Source organism: Hydrogenovibrio marinus (assembly GCF_013340845.1).
GTDB lineage: Bacteria > Pseudomonadota > Gammaproteobacteria > Thiomicrospirales > Thiomicrospiraceae > Hydrogenovibrio > Hydrogenovibrio marinus.
The window spans coordinates 1,165,695-1,180,810 of record NZ_AP020335.1; the positions used below are offsets into that span (position 1 = coordinate 1,165,695).

The following is a 15,116-nucleotide window of genomic DNA, read 5'->3' on the forward strand; positions in this document are numbered from 1 at the left end:
CAGAGTGGTTAAGAGTGGCTACTTTGTTGTATTTATTGGAATTTTCTGCATTTTAATGGCGTTTTGAGTCATTTAGCCCTGTTTTTGATAGGGAATTTTGTAGTGATAATTCTGTAAAAATGCACGACGATTTAAATATGCAAACACCCGAACAGGCATTGATAAAAAATTTAACCGGACGCCTTGATGATGAATCGGCAACGGAAAAATTGGCAAAGTTGTTTGCAGAGGCGTTGGAAACATTGGCAACGCAGCATGCACAAGAATTGAAAAATCTGCCAGGTTGGGTGGATACTCAGATCAGCAACGGCATAGTGGTATATCTGGAAGGGAATCTCGGCGCGGGAAAATCTTTTTTTTCCAGAGCACTGATACAAAGTTTTCTACCTGGACAAAAAGTGAAAAGTCCGACTTACACGCTGGTAGAAACTTATGAAGGCCCTTTGGGCGAGATACATCATTTTGATTTGTATCGACTTTGTGATCCTGAAGAGCTTGAATTTTTGGGAATTCGAGATTTATTGAAAACCCACTTTCTTTCTTTGGTGGAATGGCCATCAAAAGGAGCGGGGGTTTTGCAAGGTGCGGATATTGTTGTGCAATTGCAGCACGCAAGTGAAGCTGAAGACGATAATAAAAACGAAGCGGGGCGACTCTTTACGATCACCCCAGTAACGGATACAGGTGGGCGTCTTGTCAAAAACCTGGCAGAATTGATGAAAAATTCTGGCATGGTATTTGGTTCGCAAGGTGTTGAATGAAGAATATGGAAAAACGATGGGTAATGCCATGACCAGAAAAATGCAGTCACACGGAAAGTCATCTTTTATCGCGATGCTGATTATGTTTTTGGCATTGGTTTATACGTCAAATGCGATGGCAGCGGCAACGTTGTCTAAAATTCGCGTTGGGCAGACCAATGAAAAAACTCGCATAGTCTTCGATATCAAACACAATCATTCATTCAAAATCAGGAAGTTGGAAAACCCTTCCCGTATCGTCGTAGATTTCTACAAAGCAAAAAATGATGTCAGCTTCAAGCAGATGAAGTTTCTTGATCCTAGACTGGGATCGATTCGTCTTTATGACAAAAAATCCAAAGTTCGTGTCGTATTGGACTTAAGAAAAGATTACGAATACAACTATTTCACGCTTGGCAAAAACAAATCAGGTGCTGAAAGGGTGGTGGTAGATGTCACCAAAACGCTAGCTAAAAAAGCAGTGGTAAAAGCGAAATCTGTTAAAAAGCCTGAAGTTAAACAGGTTGCAAAAGCAAAACCGGTTGCCAAGCCTGCAAAACCCGTCAAAGTTGCCGTTAAAAAAGAAGTGGTGAAAGCCAAGCCAGCGGTTGCAAAGCCGAAGGTTCAGTCGGCAGAGAACAAAAAACAATTTAAGCCTAAAGCAAAAGACATTGCTGAAGAACAAAACACGCAAAATGTGATGAACGCTGGAAGCTCGGTGTTTGATCCTAGAAACAAAGATTTGATCGTTGCGATTGATCCTGGTCACGGTGGAAAAGATACCGGTGCGATTGGGGTTCACGGCATTTATGAAAAGAATGTTGTGTTGGCGATGGCGAAAAAGCTGAAAAAATATATTGATGACCAGCCAGGAATGCATGCGGTTTTAACGCGTGACCGAGACGTATTCATTCCATTGGCAAAACGTGTGCGTTTGGCGCACAAAATGAATGCGGATATTTTTATTTCTATTCATGCGGATTCCTTCCCGGATAGAAGCGCGAGAGGCGGTTCGGTTTATGTGTTGTCAACTCGCGGCGCGAGCTCGGTGATGGCGCGTATTTTGGCGAAATCTGAAAATGCTTCTTTGAATGATATTAAATTGAAAGGGCGTGATTCTGACGTAGCGTTCGTGTTGTCTGACTTGTCTCGCGAAGCCAATATTCGTGCGAGTCGTAAATTGGCAAGAACGGTTCTGGGTTCAATGGGACGTTCGGTAAAACTGCATAAACACAGTGTACAGGCGGCAAACTTCGCAGTATTGAAGTCGATAGATATGCCTTCGATGTTGATTGAGACGGCTTTTGTTTCCAACCCGTCAGAAGCAAGAAAACTAACGAATAATCATTTTCAAGATCAAATGGCGCGCTCTATTGCAATGGGTGTGACTAAGTTCGTTCGCAATAATGGCGATGAACCACGTTGGGGTGAAAAATTGTATTTGCATTACCGAGTTCAGCGTGGTGACACCTTGTCTGAAATTGCCGCAAACTACAAAATTTCAACGCGTGAGTTGAAGAGAATCAACAAAATCAAAAAAGCAGATCAGCTTTATGTAGGCAGAAGATTGCGTATTCCGGTTTCGGATAGTGTGGTTGCCTCGTTGTAAGATAATAACTCCTGAGTATTCTCGGCTACCCCATTCCCTTGGGACGTCGAGGTCTTGCTTCTCGATCATTTGTCCTGGTCGAGCGCTTTTTAAAGACCGTTTAGCGGTCTTTTTTTTTCGCATCATTAAAAGGTATCCGCATTGTGGTTGGCAGGTAATCACATATTATTTCAAGGTTAGAAGCTGTATAATTGCTCGCATTATTTGGACTTTTTTTAACTTTGAATTTGGCTTAAATCGTTTTGCAAAAAGAATCCTCACTTCACGCTTCAAATATGCATTCATCACGATCATTTGATAGAGAAATTGCGCTTTTACCTAACCATTTGGCAGATCAGATTGCTGCCGGTGAAGTGGTTGAAAGACCCGCTTCGGTGGTAAAAGAGTTATTGGAGAATGCTCTGGATTCGGGCGCTGACCATATCGAAATTTACATTGAAGAGGGTGGCGAAAAACGTATTACCGTTGTAGATAACGGTTGTGGCATCCGTAAGGAGCAAATGGTGTTGGCGGTGAGTCGGCATGCCACCAGCAAAATTGCCAATTATGAAGATTTGTCTGCGGTTTCTACTTTGGGGTTTCGTGGAGAAGCCTTGGCGAGTATCAGCTCTGTTTCACGGTTTACTTTAACGACCTGTCATTATCAAGATAAGCACGCTTGGAAATTGGTTGGAGAGGGAGAGTCTGGTTGGCAAGATATCCAACCAGCGGCTCACCCAGTTGGAACCTGCATTGAAGTCTGTGATTTGTTTTTCAATACGCCTGCGCGTAAAAAATTTTTAAGGACCCCAAGAACGGAATTCTCTCACATTGATGAGTTGGTTAAGCGAGTGATGCTCAGTCGTCCTGATGTGTCGATGAAGCTTGTACATAACAACAGCGTTGTTCGCCAAGTGCAGGCGGTAGAGGACTTGTCTGCTCTAAAAGTTAGGTTGAAGCATTTGATGGGCGCGCCATTCGTTGAGCAGTGTTTTGATATGGATTTTGAGGCGCAAGACATTCGATTGAGTGGATGGGTTGGATATCCTACTTTTAACCGTGCGCAGACCGATATGCAATATTTGTTTGTGAACGGTCGCATCGTTCGCGATAGGTTGTTGTCTCATGCCGTAAAACAGGCTTATGCAGATGTGCTTTATCATGGCCGCCATCCTGCTTATTTATTGTTCGTCGAAATTCCCTTCGAGATGGTGGATGTGAATGTCCATCCTGCAAAATACGAAGTGCGGTTTGCCAACGGACGTTGGGTATACGATTTCTTACGTCGATCTGTTCGTGAGATTGTCACCAAGCCTGTTGGAGTTGGTAACGCGCCCGGTAAGGCATTGAATGTACCACAGCAGGATGCAACAAAAGAGCAAGGCTACCAGGCGTCAATGTCATTTCAGAGTTATGACTCGACGCCAGTGGCAAACGAACAAAATACCTTTGAGCCCAAATCTGTATTTGAATCTAGAGCTGATTATCAGCCAGGCTATACACCAGCATTTTCAGAAATGACGAGCAGCTATACCTCTGAAGAAATCGCTAGGGATAGTGCGCAAACACCTCATGTGCTTGGGTACGCAAAAGCACAAATCAAAGGGGTGTTTATTCTTGCTGAAAATGCACAAGGCTTGGTATTGGTAGACATGCATGCCGCTCATGAGCGTATTGTCTACGAACGTATGAAAAAACAGTGGGAAGTCGATCGTCTGATTTCGCAGCCTCTGTTAGTGCCGATTGTGATTGCGATGGAAAGTTCTCAATTAAAGACTTGGCAGGGCTTTGAGTCCGATTTTCAGCGTTTGGGATTTGAGATGGAACCATTCGGTCCAGAGCAGTTGAAAGTAACCGCTGTGCCAGCATTATTGGCGAAATCGGATGTAACGAATTTGATTCATGACATGATTGCGGACTTTGCGGTAGTGGGAGAGTCTCAAGTCGTCGAGGAGAAAATTAATGCGATTTTATCCACCATGGCATGTCATGGCTCTGTCAGAGCAAACAGACAGCTGACGCTTGAAGAAATGAATGCATTATTACGAGATATGGAAGCAACAGATGCCTCAGCGCAATGTAATCACGGTCGCCCGACTTGGGTGCAGCTTTCTATGGAACAGTTGGACTCACTTTTCATGAGAGGGCAGTAATTAGATGGTATTTTCACCAGAAGAAGTAGCGTCACTGATTGCAAATAAGCAGTGCTTGGCGGTCATGGGGCCGACAGCGTCCGGTAAAAGTCGCCTTTCTATGGCGTTGGCGCAATGTTTGCCGGTTGAAATTATTAGTGTTGACTCTGCGCTGATTTATCGCGGAATGGATATTGGTACCGCCAAACCTACGGAAGAGGAGTTGCAACAAGTTCCTCATCACCTGATTGATATTATGGAGCCAACGGAAAGTTACTCTGCTGCAGATTTTGTTGATGATGTTCATCGTCTTGTTCCAGAAATCTTCTCTCGTGGACGGATTCCTTTATTGGTAGGCGGGACGATGATGTATTTCAATGCATTGCAAAAGGGTATGGCAAAGTTGCCGTCGGCAGACGAAGCATTACGAGAGACGTTGTTTAAAGCATGGGAGGCAAATCCAGAAGAAATGCATGCGAGGCTAGCTGAGGTTGATCCGGAAGCGGCAGAGAGAATTCATGCGAATGACTCTCAGCGATTAACGCGTGCGCTTGAAGTTTATGAATTGACTGGTAAACCTTTAAGTGAATTGCAAAGAACAGAACAAAGCGAAGGGTTGACGGCGTTTCATCTAATCAAGGTGGCCTTAATGGCAGAAGATCGTGCTAAATTGCATGAGCAGATTGCAATCCGTTTTCAACATATGATTGATCAGGGCTTCTTGGCGGAAGCGGGCTGCATATTTCAGATCCCCGATATTCATGCCGACCTGCCTTCTGTAAGAAGTGTTGGTTATCGTCAAGCATGGTCTTTCTATAAAGGCGAGTATGGTTATCAAACTTTTTTTGATAAGGGTATTGTGGCAACTAGGCAGTTAGCGAAACGGCAAATCACTTGGTTGAGAAAGGAAGTTGTGGATTTGACGATAGACCCGTTTGAGACAATATTGGAGCAACAAATAGCGGAAACCTGTCAGCTATTGAAAAATGCAATTTAGTTTAATTTTCGTTTAGAGTTTAGTCTATCAGGGATTGCTGTTTACCTTTGCAATTACGATATGTTATGATTTTGCAAGCTATGTGCGCGCAAATCCTTTAAATGAACGGATTCGCCCATGGCGGAAAATAAAATACAAACAATATATAATGCAAGAAAACTCTGAAAACAAGGAATAATCATGGAGAATAAAAAAGTGACCAAAGCTTTGCCGATTCAAGACCCGTACCTAAATGCGCTTAGAAAAGAAAAAATCAGCGTAGCGATTTATTTGGTAAACGGCGTTAAGCTACAAGGTCGTATTGATTCATTCGATCAATTTGTCGTATTGTTGCGCAGTAATGTGACGCAAATGGTTTACAAGCATGCAATTTCAACGATTGTTCCTGCTCGCGATCCTAAAGCTTACGAATTCGATTCTTCAGATTCTTCCGCAGACGCTTAATTCCTTGTCGACAGAAATTTATCCCATCTTTAAAGGAGCTTTCAAATAACCATGGAGTTATTTGGAAGGCTCGAACAACGTGAACTTGAAAAAGCCGTTTTGGTTCACGTTGATTTTTATCAAGAATCAGACCGCGAAATACTAGAAGAGTTCTATGAACTCGTTGATTCCGCTGGCGCTGAAGTCGTTGAACTCATTACCACTAAGCGTCAATCACCTGACCCGAAATACTTTGTCGGTAAAGGTAAGGCAGAAGAAATCAAAAATGCCGTTGAGGTTCATGAAGCCGATGTGGTGATTGTGAATCATGCTTTGTCACCCGCCCAAGAACGCAATTTGAGTAAATATCTTGATTGCCAGGTATTAGACCGTGTTGGCTTGATTTTGGATATCTTTGCACAACGAGCTCGTTCACATGAAGGTAAGTTGCAGGTCGAATTAGCGCAACTAAAGCGCATGGCAACTCGTCTTGTCAAAGGTTGGTCTCACTTGGATCGACAAGGTGGTATCGGAGCCAGAGGGCCAGGGGAAACTCAGCTAGAGACTGATAGACGTTTGATTCAAGGCAAAATTAAGCAACTTGAAACACGCATTGAAAAAGTCCGTCATCAGCGTCAGCTTGGCAGGCGTTCACGTAAAAAGTCGGATATGCCGACGGTTACCATTGTCGGATATACCAATGCAGGGAAATCCACGCTGTTTAATCAGATGACTCAAGCAGGGGTATATGCAGAAGATCGCTTATTTGCGACCTTGGATGCAACTTTGCGAAAAGTAAGGTTGCCAGGGGCGGGTTCAGTTATTTTTGCGGATACGGTAGGGTTTATCCGTCATATCCCTCATGATTTGGTAGCGGCATTTCGTTCAACATTGGAAGAAACCAGTGAAGCCAATTTGTTGATTCATTTGGTTGATGCGTCTGACCCCCATCGTGACGAGAAGATTGCAGACGTATTGGATGTTATCAAAGAGGTAGGTGCGGAAGATGTGCCTCAGTTGCTGGTGTTCAATAAAATCGATTTGCTTGATCCTCCCGTTGCACCTCATGTTGATCTGAATGACAAACAGTTACCAGAGCGCGTTTGGATATCCGCACAAGACGAGCAGGGTATAGAGTTGATGCTTGATGCTGTTGCCAGTTATTTCAGAGGCAAATTCGTTACGGTCAAATTGACGTTGGATGTAACTGCTGGGAAGAGACGTGCAGAGCTTTATACCCTTGGCACGATTTTGGACGAAGGATTTGATGAGCAAGGTAATAGCCAATTCACGATGTGCTTAACCGAGCAAGAGTGGAAAGCAATTCAAGGTTGGCCTGAAGTCAAACTTGCAGAGCTACAAGATCAATAAGCCGAATCTGGTTTTAAATAAGAATAATTGATGACTTTTGTGGTCATTGAAACTAAAATATCGAATCTATTTCAATTTCTGGAGAAAAGAATGGCGTGGAACGAGCCCGGTAAACCAGGACAAGATCCATGGGGAAATAACTCGAACGGCCCTAATAAGCCTAACGGACAAAAACCCGATCCTGACTTAGATGAACTGCTTAAAAAGCTGCAAAACTTCCTCGGTGGTGGAGGGAGCAAAATGGGCGGTGGCTTTAATGCCAAAGGCGTCAGTTTTGCAGTGATCGTTGCCATCGTTGTATGGTTGCTGAGCGGTATCTATACTGTTGACTCTCCAGAAAGAGGTGTTGTTAAACGCTTCGGTGCTTATGTTGGGCAAACCACAGCTGGTCTACATTGGCATCTTCCATGGCCGATTGAAAGTGTGACACTCGTCAACGTCGATCGTATCCGTACTGCTGAAATCGGCTACCGTACTGATTCGCGTCGAGATGGAAACGTACCTTCCGAATCTTTGATGTTGTCGAAAGACGAAAACATCGTCGATATCAAAATTGCGGTTCAATATAAAGTCAGCGACGCTAAGAAATATCTTTATGATGTTTCCGACCCTGATATGACGCTTCGTGCACTGACTGAAAGTGCGTTACGTGAAGTGGTTGGTCAGAATACGATGGATTTTGTGCTGACTGAAGGTCGTGATGAAGTTGTTAATAAGGTCAAGGTAATTACTCAGAAGAACCTTGATAAATACGAAACAGGTTTATTCATTACCTCTCTTAACTTACAAGATGCTCAGCCACCTGAGCAAGTACAAGACTCTTTTGCAGACGTTGTAAAAGCACGTGAAGATAGAGAGCGTTTAATCAATGAAGCAGAAGCCTATTCGAACGATATCTTGCCTAAGGCAAGAGGTAACGCGGCGAGACAAATTGAAGAGTCGCGCGCTTATCATGACTCTGTGATTGCACGAGCTACGGGGCAAGCCAGCCGTTTCGACAGTATTGTCGCCGAGTACAAAAAAGCGCCGAAAGTAATGCGTGAACGTTTGTATATCGATGCAATGACCAACGTACTTGAAGCTACATCAAAAGTATTTGTTGGCTCTAGTTCAAGCAATAATTTGCTATATCTACCTTTGGATAAGATGATTGGTAACTCAGCAAAAGTACCTTTCAAACCAGCTGAAAATGTTTCTTCTTCGAAGCCTACAACCTCAACTCAGGAAACGCGTCCAACCCCTCGGACGAATATTCGTGAATTGTTAAGATCAAGGGAGCTGCGTTAAGATGAGAGCCATTTTATTAGTAATCGCTGCAGCTGCAGTTTTATTGGGAATTAGCACACTTTATACGGTTCAGCAAGGGCAAACAGCGCTGTTATTCCGTTTTGGTGAGATTGTTGAGAGTAATATCAAGCCTGGCTTGCATTTCAAAATGCCGATTGTGAACAATGTGCGTAGTTTCGATGCTCGTCTACAGACTTTGGACGCTGCACCTGAACGTTATTTGACGAGTGAAAAGAAAAACTTGATCGTTGATTCATTTGTTAAATGGCGTATTGCTGATGCGAAGCGTTTTTACACGACAATGAACGGTGATATTCGTTTGGCGAATATGCGCTTGGCACAGATTATCAAAGATGGCTTGAGAGCTGAATTTGGTAGCCGTACCGTTCAGGAAGTTATTTCACAAGATAGAAACTTAATCGTTAAAGATATTCGTAAGAAAACTGCTGAAGCTGTTAGTTCTTTCGGTATTGATTTGGTTGATGTTCAAATCAAACGTGTAGACTTACCTCAAAATGTTAGTGATTCTGTTTATAGAAGAATGGAAGCAGAACGTAACCGTGTTGCCAAAGATTTGCGTTCTCAAGGTTCTGAAGCAGCTGAGAAGATTCGTGCTGATGCTGATAGACAACGTACAATTATATTAGCGGATGCTTACCGTGATGCTGAAACCATTCGTGGGGAAGGGGATGCAAAAGCCGCAGATATCTACGCAAAAGCTTACTCAAAAGATGATGAGTTCTATGCGTTCTATCAAAGTTTGAATGCATACCAGCAAGCGTTTAAAGATAAGTCTGATGTAATGGTAGTTGACCCTAAGTCGGATTTCTTTAAATACTTCAACCAACAGAAAAAATAATCAATTAAGTTTTAAATAAAAAAGGTGGTGTTATACCACCTTTTTTGTGGAAGGGATTTATGTTGGATAATGTGCTGATTAGTGCGATTGCTCTAGTATTTATCTTTGAGGGTTTAATGCCTTTTGTTTTCCCCCATTTTTGGCAAAAAATGATGTTGGAAGCAGTGAAGTTGACCGAAAAGAAAATACGCCTGATGGGTTTTTTCAGTTTGCTGATCGGCATGGTGATTTTATTTTTACTTGCCTAGAAGTTAAGGCTTCTCAGGCGAATCGTTTTAAAAAGAAAGAAAGAGTTCAATGCAACAAAATATTTGGTTTACCCCCGACGGTATCGAAGATCTTCTTCCTGAAGAAGCGAAAAAGCTGGAGTATTACAGACGCCAGTTGCTGGATGGTTTTGAATGTTCCGGATACGATTTGATACTGCCGCCTATTGCAGAATATACAGATTCCCTTTTAACCGGGACTGCCCGCCACCTTGCTATTGATACTTGCCGTTTCCCAGACCAAGAGTCAGGAAGAATGATGGGTGTTAGAGCAGATATGACACCGCAAGTCGCTCGTATCGTCGTCAATCGCTTAAAGAATAAAGATCAGATTATTCGCCTTTGTTACTTTGGTGAAGTGCTTAAGACACGTAATAACAAAGCGAAAGGTTCTCGTAGTCCGATTCAAGTCGGTGCTGAATTGTTTGGTCATGAAGGGGTAGAAAGTGATATCGAAGTGATTGCTTTGATGTTGAGTTCGATCAGAGCGCTAGGTCTGAATGATCTGACATTGAGTCTGGGTCATGTATCAGTTGTGGAAGAGTTGATGCGCTTGGCGCAATTGAATAAGAAGCAAACGCAACAGTTGGTTGATATTCTAGTCAGAAAAGCAGTCCCTGAATACCATGAGTTTACAGCAGCATTGAACTTGGAAGGCGGGTTGCAAAATGCTTTTGAAAACTTGTTATCTCTATGTGGTGATGCAGATGACGTATTGACAAAAAGTGAGACGTTACTGTCTGGTTTGTCTTCCAAAATGGATGAATCTGTCGAGCGTTTGAAGTTGATTGTCGGTTACTTTAATGTGGCTTCCGATTTGTTAGGTATTCATTTGGATTTAGCCGATTTAAGAGGCTTTGAATACCACACAGGCGCTATCTTTGGGTGTTATTCTGCAGGCCAGAAGCTATATATGATTGCCAAGGGCGGTCGTTATGACGAAATCGCTTCTGATTTTGGAGCAGCTCAGCCTGCAACCGGTTTTAGCTTGGATTTGCGTAGCACCTTGGATTTGCTAGATTGCCCACCGGTCGTTGAAAAAAAGGTGGTATATGCACCGATTGAAGCGGATCCTGAGTTGGTGAAAGAAATTTTAAAATTGAAAAAAAGCATCATTGTAAAACGCTACTACGAGCTGTCTGAGATTCCTACAGGTAGTGAGTACTTGACCAAGCAAAATAACGCTTGGCAGTTTGTTCAAAAATAGTTCCTTTGAGTTAAAGAAGAAAGAAATGACAAAAAAGAATATCGTTGTGGTCGGAACCCAATGGGGTGATGAGGGTAAAGGTAAAATTGTTGACTTGCTGACTGATCGTGTCGCCGCGGTAGTTCGCTTCCAAGGTGGTCATAATGCAGGTCATACCCTAGTTATCGATGGCAAGAAAACCGTATTACATTTGATTCCTTCCGGTATCTTGCGTGAAGATGTTGAATGTTTTATCGGAAATGGCGTAGTACTTTGCCCGCAAGCTTTGGCAAAAGAAGTTGGCGAGTTGGAAGCATCCGGGGTATCGGTCAGCAAGCGTTTAAAAATCAGCGATGCTTGTCCACTGATCTTGGACTATCACGTGGCATTGGATCAGGCGCGAGAAAAGGAGCGTGGCTCAAAAGCAATCGGAACCACAGGACGCGGAATTGGACCTGCCTATGAAGACAAGGTTGCCCGCCGTGGATTGCGTGCCGGCGACTTGAGAGATATGGCGACGTTTAAAGAGAAGTTAGCGTCGACATTGGCTTATCACAACTATATGTTGACCAACTACTACAAAACAGATCCTGTCGATTTTGATACTCAGTGGGCGAAGTGTGCTGAGTACGAAAAAATGATTTTGCCGATGTTGGCAGATATTCCTAATTTGATTGACCAATATAACCGTGCTGGAAAGAACCTGATGTTTGAAGGGGCACAAGGCACATTGTTGGATATCGATCAAGGGACTTATCCTTATGTAACCTCCTCAAACACGACGGCAGGTGGCGCGGCTTCTGGTAGCGGTGTTGGACCTTGTCAGTTAGATTATGTTCTGGGGATCACCAAAGCGTATGCGACGCGAGTAGGTTCAGGACCTTTCCCAACGGAATTGCCTTATGACAAGAACACTGATCAGGGCGACGAGATTGGAAAGATTTTAGGTACACGTGGGCATGAGTTTGGCGCGACTACTGGACGTCAAAGACGCTGTGGTTGGTTTGATGCAGTTGCCTTGCGTCGTTCTGCTCAAATCAATAGTTTGACGGGTGTGTGCTTGACAAAACTGGACGTGCTAGATACTTTAGATGAAATCAAAGTTTGTACGCACTATCTGAGTGACGGTAAAGAACTAACTTTGCCACCAAGCAGTGCAGAAGATTATGAAAAGGTTGTTCCACAGTATCAAACGCTGAAAGGTTGGAAAACATCGACCGTAGGCATTTCTTCACGGGATGCATTACCGGATGAGGCGAAAACCTACATTCAGTTTTTGGAAGCACAGATGGGCGTTCCTGTTGCGATTTTGTCAACTGGACCTGATCGTGCAGAAACCTTGATTCTAAGTGATCCTTTTGAGTCTTGAGTGTTTTCCTTGTGAAATAAAAAAAACCGCCTAATGGCGGTTTTTTTATAAGTATGAAAATCTACCAGGTTGGGGGTAGTTGATTTTTACCTAACCTTAAATCACTTTTCGGATGATGCCTGGCAGTTTGACAGGATCAAAGGGTTTTACAATCCAACCAGTGGCGCCTAGTTTTTTGCCCTGATCCTTCATTTCACGACTGGCTTCGGTTGTCATCATCAATACTGGCGTAAATTTGTAATTTTCTTCTGCCCGAACCTTTTCGAGAAACTCAAGTCCGTTCATGACAGGCATATTGATGTCTGAAATAATGACATCAAATTGTTCTTGTTTCGTCGCATCAAGCGCTTCTTGACCATTGGAAGCCAAGGTGAGCTCGAACTCCGAACTCAAAACCATTTCAACCAGCTTCCTCATGGAAGGGGCGTCATCTATGTAAAGAATTTTATTCATAGTCTGTTGACTCTTTGTGAGTGCATTTATTTTTACTTTTATACTACGTAATTTTATCACGTTTGTCTGCGGCGATGACTGTAAGGTTATATCAATGAAATTAATATGAAACCCAGTCGATAGCCTGATAAAATAGCCACTTTCAAGTTTAATTACATCAGAAAATAGGTTGTCCGTAATGTTACAAAGCATTAGAGAACGCGCGCAAGGATGGATTGCGTGGATCATCGTAGGTTTGATTATTATCACATTTGCGCTTTTCGGTATTCAGGAATATGCACAAGGTGAGAAAAAAACAGCTGTAGCAGTCGTGAATGGTGAAGACATTACTGCAACAGATTTTTTGAAATTATACCACCGACAAAAAGCGCGTTTGCAGCAACAGTTTGGTGATATGTACGATCAAATCGTAAAAGACGATCAGCTAAGAGACCAGGTTTTGAACGCTTTGATTGAATCATCAGTCGTTGAGCAGTGGGCAAAATCGCACAATATGGCGATTACTGATGCTGAATTGTCGATGGTTATTCAGTCTGCAAAAGTTTTCCAAAAGGACGGAAAATTTGATCAAGCGACTTATGAGAATATCCTGAATCGCAATGGATTGACTGTTGGTGGTTTTGAGCAGGAACAGCGTGATTTCTTGCTTGAGAACCAAAGTCGTCAATTGACTGCTATTTCTCAGATGGCGCCAGAAAGTCTTTTCAAGCAGTTGGTGGATCTTCAATATCAGCAACGTAAAATGAATTATTTGAGAATTGATCAAAAGCCTTTGATGAAAATGGCGGTGATTTCTCAAGACCAAATGCACAGTTATTATGAGAAACACAAGCAACAGTATGTGATTCCTCAACAAATCAGCATTGATTATGTATTGTTATCGGAAGATGAGTTGTCCGAAAAAATCAAAGTTACTGATGATGCTCTACAAGCCTATTATCAAGACAATAAAGATCAGTTTACTGAGCCAGAGCAAAGACAAGCTAGCCATATCCTGATTCGTATTGATGGCAAAACAACAGCTGAACAGGCACTGAAGAAAGCACAAGATATTCGCCAACAAATCGAGGCGGGAGCCGATTTTTCTGAGATGGCGAAGAAGTATTCTCAAGATCCAGGGTCTGCTAAATTAGGTGGTGACCTAGGTCTTTTCCAGCAAGGTATGATGGTGCCAGCGTTTGATAAAGCTGTGTTCTCGATGAAAGTGAATGAGATTAGCGAACCCGTGAAAACTAACTTTGGTTATCACTTAATCAAATTGACAAAAATCGAACCTAAGCGCACCAAGTCTTTTGCAGAAGTGAAAACGGATGTGGAAACGATGTATCGTAAGAAGCAGGCTGAAAAAGAATACTTCGAGTTGCAGGATAAACTGAACTCAATCTCTTATGAACAGCCAGATACATTGGAGCCTGCAGCGGATGCGGTTGGCATGGATGTGAAAACGTCAGAACCGTTCTCAAAAGCAGGTGGTGTTGATGAGTTGACGCAAAACCCTAAAGTCATTAAGGCGGCATTCTCTGAAGAAGTTATGAAGGGTAATAACAGTTCTTCGATTGAACTGTCACCAACATCTTCGGTTGTGATTCGCGTTCATAAAGTCATTCCTACTAAACAACAAGCATTTGATGACGTGAAAGACGAAGTAGAACAATCACTAAGAAAAGAAGCCGGCGTTAAAGCTTCTGCAGACTTGGCGAAAGGCATTCTTGATAAAGTCAAAGCCGGTGCGTCACTGAAATCTATGGCTCGTGATGGTGTTGATTACCATCAAACGGATTGGCTAGACCGCCAAAACCGTTTAGTGTTGCCTCAGTTGACTGCGGCATTGTTCAAAGCGCCTAAGCCTAAAGATGGTAAAACATCGTTCTCAACTTATGAATTGCCTTCAGGAGACTCTGTTGTGATTGAAGTGACAGGTGTTCAGAAAGGTAAAGAACCTGCTGATAAAGAAGAGTTGAGTCAGTTGAAAGAGTCTGTTGCAGGTGTGTTGGGTGATGCTGAAGTTAAAGCTAGAATCCAAGCGCTAGTCTCTTCTGCTAAGATTGAGAAAAAGCCGATTTATCAGAAGATTAAATAACGGTTTTGACGACACAATAAAAAAGCGCCATTTGGCGCTTTTTTATTTGGATTTAGGCTAAAAATTAAATGGTCTTATCTAAATAGGTAATGCTTTTTAACAGGATGGTGAATGACCCATTCGCAACTCATGCCTTGCGGAAAGGTTACTAAATCACCTTTTCCAAACTCAAAGGTTTTGCCGTTTGCATGAACGGTTACTTTACCTTCAAGCAAGTAGCAGACTTCCTCAGTATCATAGTGCCAAGGAAAGCTTGAGGCTTCTTTTTCCCAAATCGGCCACTGAAAAGCGCCTAGCGAGTCCAGTTCGTTTTCGGAAGGTTGGTTTTGTACTTTCACATCAGACATATCTTACTTAGCCTCTCG

14 protein-coding genes are annotated in these 15,116 nt (G+C 42.8%); 12 read left to right on the forward strand and 2 right to left on the reverse strand.

Annotated features, from left to right (window positions below; genetic code table 11):
* Nucleotides 1-137: 137 nt before the first annotated feature.
* The 11 genes from tsaE (at nt 138) to HVMH_RS05615 (ending at nt 12,218) form a co-directional block, all read left to right on the forward strand.
* Nucleotides 138-761, forward strand: a complete 624-nt coding sequence (gene tsaE, locus HVMH_RS05565) for a tRNA (adenosine(37)-N6)-threonylcarbamoyltransferase complex ATPase subunit type 1 TsaE (protein WP_197942634.1) — start codon at nt 138-140, stop codon at nt 759-761.
* Nucleotides 751-2,349: an N-acetylmuramoyl-L-alanine amidase gene (locus tag HVMH_RS05570; protein ID WP_232087822.1), complete on the forward strand. Its 1,599-nt coding sequence runs from the start codon at nt 751-753 to the stop codon at nt 2,347-2,349. Before tsaE ends, HVMH_RS05570 begins: the two co-directional genes overlap by 11 nt.
* 275 nt (nt 2,350-2,624) lie before the next feature.
* The gene (gene mutL / locus HVMH_RS05575) at nt 2,625-4,481 is read left to right on the forward strand and encodes a DNA mismatch repair endonuclease MutL (RefSeq protein ID WP_029908756.1); all 1,857 of its coding nucleotides are present in this window, start codon (nt 2,625-2,627) and stop codon (nt 4,479-4,481) included.
* Between the two features lie 4 nt (nt 4,482-4,485).
* Complete coding sequence (gene miaA / locus HVMH_RS05580) at nt 4,486-5,457, forward strand: tRNA (adenosine(37)-N6)-dimethylallyltransferase MiaA (protein WP_029908757.1); 972 nt, start codon at nt 4,486-4,488, stop codon at nt 5,455-5,457.
* Nucleotides 5,458-5,637: 180 nt separating this feature from the next.
* Entirely contained in the window at nt 5,638-5,901 is a 264-nt protein-coding gene (gene hfq, locus HVMH_RS05585; RefSeq protein WP_029908759.1) for an RNA chaperone Hfq, read from the forward strand.
* Between the two features lie 51 nt (nt 5,902-5,952).
* Nucleotides 5,953-7,251, forward strand: coding sequence for a ribosome rescue GTPase HflX (hflX, locus tag HVMH_RS05590; RefSeq protein ID WP_029908761.1), 1,299 nt, complete (start codon nt 5,953-5,955; stop codon nt 7,249-7,251).
* Between the two features lie 90 nt (nt 7,252-7,341).
* On the forward strand, nt 7,342-8,538 hold the full coding sequence (gene hflK, locus HVMH_RS05595; RefSeq protein ID WP_029908763.1) for an FtsH protease activity modulator HflK: 1,197 nt from the start codon (nt 7,342-7,344) through the stop codon (nt 8,536-8,538).
* Between the two features lies 1 nt (nt 8,539).
* On the forward strand, nt 8,540-9,397 hold the full coding sequence (gene hflC / locus HVMH_RS05600) for a protease modulator HflC (RefSeq protein ID WP_029908765.1): 858 nt from the start codon (nt 8,540-8,542) through the stop codon (nt 9,395-9,397).
* A 59-nt stretch (nt 9,398-9,456) separates the two neighbouring features.
* Nucleotides 9,457-9,645, forward strand: coding sequence for a DUF2065 domain-containing protein (locus HVMH_RS05605; RefSeq protein ID WP_029908767.1), 189 nt, complete (start codon nt 9,457-9,459; stop codon nt 9,643-9,645).
* A gap of 49 nt (nt 9,646-9,694) precedes the next feature.
* Nucleotides 9,695-10,870: an ATP phosphoribosyltransferase regulatory subunit gene (locus HVMH_RS05610; protein ID WP_029908769.1), complete on the forward strand. Its 1,176-nt coding sequence runs from the start codon at nt 9,695-9,697 to the stop codon at nt 10,868-10,870.
* A 25-nt stretch (nt 10,871-10,895) separates the two neighbouring features.
* Complete coding sequence (locus HVMH_RS05615) at nt 10,896-12,218, forward strand: adenylosuccinate synthase (protein ID WP_029908772.1); 1,323 nt, start codon at nt 10,896-10,898, stop codon at nt 12,216-12,218.
* 96 nt (nt 12,219-12,314) lie between these two features.
* Here the strand turns inward: HVMH_RS05615 and HVMH_RS05620 are convergent, their stop codons facing one another.
* Nucleotides 12,315-12,671 (reverse strand): response regulator, encoded by a 357-nt coding sequence (locus HVMH_RS05620; protein WP_029908774.1) that lies wholly within the window; start codon nt 12,669-12,671, stop codon nt 12,315-12,317.
* A gap of 178 nt (nt 12,672-12,849) precedes the next feature.
* On the opposite strand from HVMH_RS05620, the gene HVMH_RS05625 reads away from it, so the two are divergent.
* Nucleotides 12,850-14,751, forward strand: a complete 1,902-nt coding sequence (locus tag HVMH_RS05625; protein ID WP_029908776.1) for a SurA N-terminal domain-containing protein — start codon at nt 12,850-12,852, stop codon at nt 14,749-14,751.
* Between the two features lie 74 nt (nt 14,752-14,825).
* Here the strand turns inward: HVMH_RS05625 and HVMH_RS05630 are convergent, their stop codons facing one another.
* The gene (locus tag HVMH_RS05630; RefSeq protein ID WP_029908778.1) at nt 14,826-15,098 is read right to left on the reverse strand and encodes a cupin domain-containing protein; all 273 of its coding nucleotides are present in this window, start codon (nt 15,096-15,098) and stop codon (nt 14,826-14,828) included.
* Between the last annotated feature and the right edge of the window lie 18 nt (nt 15,099-15,116).

Excerpts from the sequence above, each read along its gene's own strand:
- miaA (WP_029908757.1), top strand. The coding sequence starts at position 4,486 with ATGGTATTTTCACCAGAAGAAGTAGCGTCACTGATTGCAAATAAGCAG.
- HVMH_RS05620 (WP_029908774.1), bottom strand. The coding sequence starts at position 12,671 with ATGAATAAAATTCTTTACATAGATGACGCCCCTTCCATGAGGAAGCTG.
- HVMH_RS05630 (WP_029908778.1), bottom strand. The coding sequence starts at position 15,098 with ATGTCTGATGTGAAAGTACAAAACCAACCTTCCGAAAACGAACTGGAC.
- tsaE (WP_197942634.1), top strand. The coding sequence starts at position 138 with ATGCAAACACCCGAACAGGCATTGATAAAAAATTTAACCGGACGCCTT.
- hflK (WP_029908763.1), top strand. The coding sequence starts at position 7,342 with ATGGCGTGGAACGAGCCCGGTAAACCAGGACAAGATCCATGGGGAAAT.
- HVMH_RS05615 (WP_029908772.1), top strand. The coding sequence starts at position 10,896 with ATGACAAAAAAGAATATCGTTGTGGTCGGAACCCAATGGGGTGATGAG.
- HVMH_RS05605 (WP_029908767.1), top strand. The coding sequence starts at position 9,457 with ATGTTGGATAATGTGCTGATTAGTGCGATTGCTCTAGTATTTATCTTT.
- hfq (WP_029908759.1), top strand. The coding sequence starts at position 5,638 with ATGGAGAATAAAAAAGTGACCAAAGCTTTGCCGATTCAAGACCCGTAC.
- mutL (WP_029908756.1), top strand. The coding sequence starts at position 2,625 with ATGCATTCATCACGATCATTTGATAGAGAAATTGCGCTTTTACCTAAC.
- hflC (WP_029908765.1), top strand. The coding sequence starts at position 8,540 with ATGAGAGCCATTTTATTAGTAATCGCTGCAGCTGCAGTTTTATTGGGA.
- HVMH_RS05625 (WP_029908776.1), top strand. The coding sequence starts at position 12,850 with ATGTTACAAAGCATTAGAGAACGCGCGCAAGGATGGATTGCGTGGATC.
- hflX (WP_029908761.1), top strand. The coding sequence starts at position 5,953 with ATGGAGTTATTTGGAAGGCTCGAACAACGTGAACTTGAAAAAGCCGTT.
- HVMH_RS05610 (WP_029908769.1), top strand. The coding sequence starts at position 9,695 with ATGCAACAAAATATTTGGTTTACCCCCGACGGTATCGAAGATCTTCTT.